Below are 5,147 nucleotides of genomic sequence, written 5' to 3'. Positions count from 1 at the left end.
AGGCCTGGCCCCCCACCTCGGGCAGGCTGGAGAGCCCGGAGGTGATCACCGGGCAGCCGCAGGCCATGGCCTCCAGCACGGGCAGGCCGAAGCCCTCGTAGACGCTGGGGTAGACCAGGGCCAGGGCGTCGGAATAGAGCCCGGGCAGGGCCTCGTCGGGCACGTAGCCCAGCTCGATCACCCGCCCGGCCGCCTTCTCCTCCCCGGACCAGCCGCTCCACCCGGCCAGGACCAGGGGCGTGTCCAGCCCGCTCAGCGCCAGGGCCCTGGGAATCACGTGGGGGTTCTTGCGCGGGTCGTTGGTGCCAAGGAACAGGAAGTAGGGTTCGCCCGGGGTCAGGCCCGGCACGCGGGAGGCCCCGGGGCAGGGGCGGAAGCGCTCCGGATCGATGGCGTTGTGGGTGATGTCCACGTTTTCGGGCGCGATGAGGAGCACCTCGGCCATCTCGCGGCGGGTGAACTCCGACACGGCCAGGAAGCGCGACACCTTTTCCAGGCGGCGGCGGAAGAACAGCTCGAAATAGAGCACGCGCTCGCGCGGATGGTGCTGCGGGTACCGGATGAGCGAGAGATCGTGCACGGTGAACACGGTGCGAACGCCACGGGGCGCGGCGAAGGGAAAGAAGGCTGCCTCGTGGTAGAGGTCGAATCCGCGGGCCTCGCGCCGGAAGGCGGCCTCGCGCCGGGCGTGCAGGGCCAGGCGAACGGCCAGGCCCGCCAGGGGCGGCAGCTTCCACAAGAGCTTGGCCAGGCGCGAGCGGCCGGACACGTCCGTGGCCGGAGAGGGCATGTGGGGCAGGGCGCGGCGTCCGTCGAACCAGGCGATCTCGAAGTCTCCGCCGTGGTTTTTCTGGAAGGCCTCGTAGAGGCAGCGCAGGTAGCGCCCGATGCCGGTGTTCACCCCCGTGAGGGGCAGGGCGTTGACGATGAGCCGGAGTTTGCGCGCCACGGCCTATCCCTGCCCCGTTACGGATTCGATGTGCCGGGCCATGGCCGCCTTGAAGGCCGCCTCGTCGAACTTCCGGGCGCGCTCCTCGCAGGCCGGGCGCATGGCCAGGGCGGCTTGCGGGGTCATGGCCTGCACGGCCAGGGCCACGTCGGAGGCCGTGGGGCCGGACCGCACCAGGATGCCGGTGCGGTTCTCCTTCACGGTTTCCAGCAGGCCGCCCTCGGCCACGCCGATCACGGGCTTGCCCGCGGCCATGGACTCCACGGGCGAGATGCCGAAATCCTCGTCGCGGGGGATGTACACCGTGGCGATGCAGGAGCCCGTGAGGGCGCGCAGCTCCTCGGGGGTCACCCAGCCCTTCACCTCGATGTTGGGCGCGCCGGCGGCCATGGCGCGCACCCGCTCCAGCTCGCTGCCGCCCGAGACCACCACCAGGCGCTTCTCCGGCATGCCCAGGAAGGCCTCCACCACGGTGTCCACGCGCTTGAGCCGGTCCACGCGGGCCGTGGAAAGGTAGTAGTCCCCCTGGCCGATCCATCGGAAGTCCGCCGTGCGCACGGGCGGGTGCACCACCACGGAGTCCAGCTGGAGGTAGCCCCCCAGGCGGTGGGCCACGTTCTGGGAGTTGGAGACGATGAGGTCCATGGCCCGCGCGGCCTTTGCCCAGGCGTGCTCGAAGACCCGGAGGAACATCTCGTAGGCCCAGCGTTTGGCGCGGGGCATGGAGCGCAGGTAGAAGCGGCGCTGGTCGTAGAGGATGCGCGGGGGCGTGTGGCAGTAGAGGATGCGCTTGCCGCCCAGGCGCTTCCAGGCCAGTGGCGCGAGCATGCCGCTGTAGAGCGTGTAGGGCGGGTTCGAGGGCGGGAAGGTGGCGAAGGCCTTCCACAGGCAGGCCGTCTCGGACCAGCGGGCCAGGTCCGGGTGGGCCTGGCGGGCGCGCAGGTCCAGGGGGTGGCGCTCCCCGAAGAAGTCCGGGGGGAAGGCCGCGTGGTTGTACTCCGCCGTCCAGAGGATGCCGCCGGTCAGCTCCGCCAGGCACTGGGCCACCTTCTCCCCGCCGCCGGGGAAGCGGAAGGCGTCGTGCAAAATGATGGGACTCTGGCGCATTGGCGTCCGTCGCGTTTTGGGGTAGAAGCGGCTGGCCGTTGTGCATAGCCGGGGCGAAAGCCCCTGGCAACCCCTTTCCCCCAACCCGAACCTCCCCGATAATCCCTATGAACGTTCTCGTGGCCAACCTGGCCGGCGTCAAGATCGAGGCAGACGGTTCCGTCAAACACTACATCAAGGCCGGCTCGCGCTGGCCCATGACCATCGGCACGTCCCGCTCGGTGGACTACTACCCCTTCCCCTTCTGGCTGGCGTACGCCTCGGCGCTGCTCAAGCGCGACACCAAGGCCCACGTGCGGGGCCTGGACGGCGTGGTGCTCGACCTCACCAGCGAGGAGCTTTTCTCCGAGATCGTGGCGCGCAAGCCCGGGCTGCTCGTGGTGGAGCTCACCTCCCTGACCCTGGAGGAGGATCTCTCCTTCCTGGCGCGCATCAAGGCCGCCACCGGGTGCGGCGTGGTGGTGTGCGGCAACTACGCCACCGTGACCCACCGCGCCCTGGCCGCCCGCGCCGAGGCCGTGGACTACGTGGCGCGCGGCGAATACGAGATGACCGTGCGCGACCTGGTGAACGCCCTCATGGACGGCGCGGACCTCTCCGGCGTGGCCGGACTCACCTGGCGCAAGGGCGGCGAGGTGGCCGAGAACACGGCCCGCCCCCTGCTGGCCGACCTGGACGAACTGCCCTTCCCCGACCGCGACGACTTCCCCGCCACCATCTACCCGGACTTCACCCTCTACAGCCCCTGCATCAACATCCTCTCCAGCCGGGGCTGCCCATGCGGCTGCGTCTACTGCCAGGAACGCCACGTGATGTACGCCTCGCCCAAGTACCGCGTGCGCTCCGGGCGCAAGGTGGCCGAGGAGATGGCCTGGTGCGTGGAGCGCTTCGGAGCCCGCCAGTTCTACTTCGACGACCAGAGCTTCGTGGTGAACAAGAAACACGTGCTGGACGTCTGCCGCGAGATCAAGGCCCTGGGCCTGACCACCCCCTGGACCGTCATGGGCGACGCCATGTTCGTGGACCGCGAGATGCTCGAAGCCATGGCCGGGGCGGGCTGCATCGGCATGAAGTTCGGGGTGGAATCGGCCGACGCGTCCATCCTCAAGGCCATCGGCAAGCCCCTGGACCTGGCCAAGGCCAAACAGGTGGCCAGATGGTGCAAGGAGCTGGGCATCCGCACCCACGCCACCTTCTGCATGGGCCTGCCCGGCGAGACCGAGGAGACCATCCGCAAGTCCATGGCCTACATGGAAGAGCTGGAGGTGGACACGGCCCAGGTCTCCAAGGCCGTGCCCTATCCCGGCACGCCCATGTACGACTGGGCCCTGAAGAACGGCTACCTGGCCACCACCGACCTGGCCCGCTTCGACGGCATGGGCGACTCGGTGATGAGCTATCCCGGGCTCTCCAACGCCGACATCGACCGCTGGTACGCCCTCTTTTCGCGCCGCGTGGCGCGCAAGAAGGTGCTCAAGTACCTCCTGGAGCCGGGACAGAGCTTCTCCATCATGGCCGAAATGGTGCGCCGCAAGGGCGTGGCGAGCCTGGCCAAGTCCCTGTGGACCTTCGTGAGGCGGGCCTTCTGATGACGCGCTGGGTCGTGGCCGTGTTCGCGGCGGGTCTGGGGGCGGCGCTTCTCGCCACGCCCCTGGCCGCGCGCTTCGGCAGGGCCTTCGGATTCATGGACGCGCCCCAGGGCCGCAAGATCCACGCCCACCCCATTCCGCGATCCGGCGGGCTGGCCCTGGTGCTGGCCTTCCTGGCCGCGGCGGCCGTCACCCTGGCCCCGGGCGTGCCCCTCCAGGGGCGGCTCTTCCAGCAGGGGCAGCTGTGGTCCGTGCTGGGGGGCGGTCTGTTCATCTTCCTGGTGGGCCTCGTGGACGACCGCAGGCCCCTGCCCGCCAAGCTCAAGCTCCTGGCCCAGGTGGCGGCCGCCAGCATCTGCTTCTTCGGGGGCGTGAAGATCGAATCCTTCACCCTGGCCGGGCTGGTCTCGGTGGATTTCGAGTTCCTCTCCTACCTGCTCACGGTGTTCTGGTTCGTGCTCTTCATCAACGCCATCAACCTCATCGACGGCCTGGACGGCCTGGCCGCCGGGGTGGCCTTCTTCGTGTGCTCCGTGCAGGCGGTGCTGGCCACCATGCGCGCCGAGGCCCTGCCCGCCATGTATTTCGCGGCCCTGGCAGGGGCGTCCCTGGGGTTCCTGCGCTACAACTTCAACCCCGCCTCCATCTTCCTGGGCGACGGGGGCAGCTACTTCCTGGGCTACATGGTGGCCGCGCTCTCCATCCTCTCCTCGGCCAAGTCCCAGGTGGGGGCCACCATCCTCATGCCCATCCTGGCCTTCGGCGTGCCGCTTCTGGACACGCTCACCTCGCCCCTGCGGCGCTTCGTGCGCGGCAAGAAGATCTTCGAGCCCGACCGCGAGCACGTGCACCACAACCTGCTGGCCAGGGGCTGGTCCCAGCGCAAGACGGTGGTGTACCTCTACGCGGTCACGGTCTTCCTGGCCCTGATGGCGATGCTCATCGTGAACCTGCGCGACGTGCCCGCCGGGCTCTTCATCCTGCTCCTGGGCGGGGCGCTCATCCTCTTCGTGCGCAAGGCGGGCTACTTCAGCTTCTTCGCCATGGACAAGATCTTCGGATGGATCCGCGACATCTCCGACGAGGCCGGGGTGAGCCACGGGCGGCGCACCTTCCTGAACCTCCAGATCGAGATTTCCGAGTCCGAAGACGTGGCCGGGATGTGGGAGAACGTCACCGAGGCCCTGACCAAGCTGGGCTTCGACCTGGGCGAGATGGTCCTGGAGCCGGGCGCGGGCGGGCTGGAGCGCTTCGGCCTGGTCACCCAGGTCCCGGGCCGCGAGGTGGCGGCCTTCACCTGGCAGCGCCCCGACCTGGACCGCGACCGCCGCGAATACCTCCTGGACCGGGCGCTCTTGAAGATCGAACTGCCCCTCCTGGACCGCGACAACCAGGCCGTCGGCACCATCTGGCTGGTGAAACGCCTGGATCAGGACCCCCGCTCCGACTTCACGCTGCGCCGCGTGGAGCAACTGCGCCGCACCGTGGTGGCCACCCTGGAA

General features: G+C 69.2%; 4 protein-coding genes. 2 read left to right on the top strand and 2 right to left on the bottom strand.

What is annotated here, in order from left to right:
- Both ACV4UX_RS17120 and ACV4UX_RS17115 read right to left on the bottom strand, forming a co-directional pair.
- Positions 1 to 949: glycosyltransferase family 4 protein (locus ACV4UX_RS17120; protein ID WP_491594494.1), on the bottom strand; the 949-nt coding region annotated here is incomplete at its 3' end.
- Between the two features lie 3 nt (positions 950 to 952).
- A complete protein-coding gene (locus tag ACV4UX_RS17115; protein WP_491594493.1) occupies positions 953 to 2,056 on the bottom strand; it encodes a glycosyltransferase in 1,104 nt (367 codons plus the stop codon).
- Positions 2,057 to 2,163: 107 nt separating this feature from the next.
- On the opposite strand from ACV4UX_RS17115, the gene ACV4UX_RS17110 reads away from it, so the two are divergent.
- A complete protein-coding gene (locus ACV4UX_RS17110) occupies positions 2,164 to 3,645 on the top strand; it encodes a B12-binding domain-containing radical SAM protein (protein WP_491594492.1) in 1,482 nt (493 codons plus the stop codon).
- Positions 3,645 to 5,147, top strand: a 1,503-nt coding sequence (locus ACV4UX_RS17105) for a glycosyltransferase family 4 protein (RefSeq protein WP_491594491.1), incomplete at its 3' end; no start/stop codon positions are given. The genes ACV4UX_RS17110 and ACV4UX_RS17105, both read left to right, overlap by 1 nt.

The organism is Fundidesulfovibrio sp. (assembly GCF_058402725.1).
This window is presented reverse-complemented; position numbering and strand designations above follow the sequence as displayed.